Origin of the sequence: Hymenobacter sp. AT01-02 (assembly GCF_000961955.2) — a bacterium.
GTDB lineage: Bacteria > Bacteroidota > Bacteroidia > Cytophagales > Hymenobacteraceae > Hymenobacter > Hymenobacter mucosus.
In genome coordinates, this window is the sequence record NZ_JZIR02000183.1 from 1 (window position 1) to 2731 (window position 2731).

2 protein-coding genes are annotated in these 2731 nt (G+C 58.0%); one reads left to right on the plus strand and one right to left on the minus strand.

The window, feature by feature from the left end:
• Positions 1–304: 304 nt before the first annotated feature.
• Positions 305–1174 carry a helix-turn-helix domain-containing protein gene (locus VI25_RS22075; RefSeq protein WP_082455799.1) on the plus strand — a complete coding sequence of 290 codons (870 nt, stop codon included), beginning with the start codon at positions 305–307 and terminating at the stop codon, positions 1172–1174.
• A gap of 941 nt (positions 1175–2115) precedes the next feature.
• Here the strand turns inward: VI25_RS22075 and VI25_RS22080 are convergent.
• A complete protein-coding gene (locus VI25_RS22080) occupies positions 2116–2568 on the minus strand; it encodes a hypothetical protein (RefSeq protein WP_055562903.1) in 453 nt (150 codons plus the stop codon).
• Between the last annotated feature and the right edge of the window lie 163 nt (positions 2569–2731).

Genomic DNA, 2731 nt, shown 5'->3' on the forward strand with positions numbered 1-2731 from the left:
CGGATAGCTACGTGCTGTACGCCAACCTCTCGTTGATTACGGCAGCCACTCCCCCCGCGACCTTCTCCATTGGGAAAGTATCCTTTTAAGTTTGTGCCCATAAGGCTACTAGTCTCTCCAAACTGGCACGGCGGGTTATGATCACCTGCCGTTTCCTGTACTGTTTAACTTATGATTCCTGAGCCCAGGAGCTGCGGGCGGGGCTCCACCCGCAGCTCCTGGGCTCAGGCTGAAGTCAATTCCGGCCTGACAGGCGGAAGGTATCAATTCCGCTCTTCACCCTGCCGGATTATATGTTGTCTCGATGAAACAGGTTCTGCTGCCCGATGATGTTATGCCCTGCGCTGGGGGGAGCCGCCCGGCAACGTATCTCGTTCCGTATACCACTGCGCTGAGCAGCGGGCGCACCAAAGTCACGCTGCGCTACCATCTGTTCAGCTTTTTGCTGGAAGGCGAAAAAGTTGTCACCTACCCCACCGCGACGACGCGCATTACGCCCGGGCAGTTTTTGCTCCTGCCGGCCGGGAATTGCCTAACCAGTGAAAAGCTAGCCGGCCCGGTCAGCGCCTACCGGAGCCTGATGCTGTTCTTCTCCGACGAGGCACTCACGGACTTTTTTACTAAATATCCGGACCTGGCCCCGGGGAGGGAAGCCGCGCCGGGGCCCCACCCCTTTCACCTGTTCGAGGCCGATGAGTTCTTGACCAACTTTGTTCACTCGCTAGGGCTGCTGCTGAGCGCCGGGCCGGAGCTGAGTGCCAGCTTCCAGCAAGTCAAGCTCGAGGAGCTGCTGCTGTACGCGAGTCGGCAGCAGCCCGCTGCCTTGCACACCCTCCGGGCCGGCGTGCACGAAACGGCCGAGAATCAGCGCATCCGGGCCGTGGTAGAGGCCGACCTACCGGCCCATATTACCGTGGAGGAACTCGCTTTTTTGTGTCACATGAGCCTCTCCACCTTCAAGCGACGCTTTGCCCGCCTCTACGGCACCCCGCCCAACAAGTGGCTGACCCAGCAGCGGCTGGCCGTGGCGGCGCAGCTGTTGCGGCAAGGTACGCTCAAAGCCAGTGACCTGTACGATCAAGCCGGGTACGAGAGCATGTCCAGCTTCATCCACTCCTTCAAGCAGGTATACGGGCTCACGCCCAAAAAATTCCAAATGCAACACGCCTCCTAGCCGCCACGAAGGCTAGCGAACGGGCCGTGGCTGTGACCGAGCTTTGGACTTCTTGGAGCGGCATTCTTATTTTGTTTCGGTCTACAGCCAGCCCCAGCTTGCGTCAGAGAGCCGGGGCTAGCTGTATTCTGAAGGGACAACTGGTTGATCTCAAGCAAGGTAGTATCGTACACCCGCTTCCCTACAACTGGACGTGCACGCGGGCAAGGCTCGCACGGAACTGGAATTGTTTGCCGGCACCACCCTCACGTACGGGTAGACCTTAGGCCTGCCAGTGCCGGAAACGCGGCAGATATACCAGGAAATTCTGGTGCTGGCGACAACAGGGCCTTCTCGTAGCAGCGGGGGATAAAATTACGCTAAGTTCTCGCCCTTGGTGAGCAAATCAGGGGGTACTGGCCGACGCAAGAGCGGGCGGTTAGTAAAGCACGGCAGAAGAAAAATAACAGCCTATTACCCATCTCACTACTTATTCCCTAAAAGGGCTAACAAAATAACGGAGCCAAAGCAATAGAGTCGTCACGTCGAGAGACGCCGCGCCTTGTAGAAGGTAGAAATAGAGGAAATGGGCATAGTTGCGCCAAGTCGAGGGAGTAGTTTCAGCAAGAGTAGATGGGCCGCACTGCCGTGTTATGTCCAGAAGTGCTTGTAGAAGATTCTCTTTCTAATTTTTGTCTAACTAGCATAACCCCTTTGAGCGCTGCGCCAAGCGCTGAACCTGTGTGTGCATAAATCGACGCCCATTGCAGGCTCGGAAATCTCGGCCCGGGCGCGGGGCTAGGTAGGTGGCCGCCGCGCCCAGGAGCTGTCCGAAAAAGTCGATTCGTCATGTGCGATAGTATTCGTTTTTGAGAGAGCTACTAAGGGAAAGGCCCCTGCCAAGAAGCGGGGGCCTTTCCCTTTTTTACTTACTTAATCTGTCACCCGTTTCTCTCCATCGTCTAGGCCGCTTGGTCATCGGCTAGGGGGTAGTCGGTATAGCCCTCCGCCCAACCGCTGGGCGCGGCGGCGTAGAACGTGGCCGGGTTGGGCTCAGTCAGCGCGACCCCGTCGCGTAGGCGCTCGACCAAGTCGGGGTTGCCAATAAAGGGCCGGCCAATAGCCACCAGGTCGGCGGGGCCGCGTAAGGCAGCTTCGATCCCGGTGGCGGTGTGGTAGCCGCCGGCCAGGATGAGCGTGTTGGTAAACCGGGCCCGAATGGCCGCCATCGTGGCAGCCGGCACGGCTGGCGCACCCAAACTGGCGTGGTCGAGCAGGTGCAGGTATACGAGGCCAATTTTTTGCAGCTCCGTGGCCAGGTACGCGTAGGTTTCCTCGATTTCGGGGTGGTGCCCCAGCCCGCCAAATATACCACTGGTGGTCAGGTTTAGCAGGGTGTACCTATCTGGCCCCACAGAACACAATTCTGCACTAGTCACTTTCACCGCAAAAGATGGAACCAACCAGTAGGACTGTACAACAGATGCCCGTTTTCTTGCTGGACCCATCTTGCTGCCCTCGATCCGCTATCTATTGCCCTCTTCCTCACGCGCACTACGCACATATATCGGCGTTCTT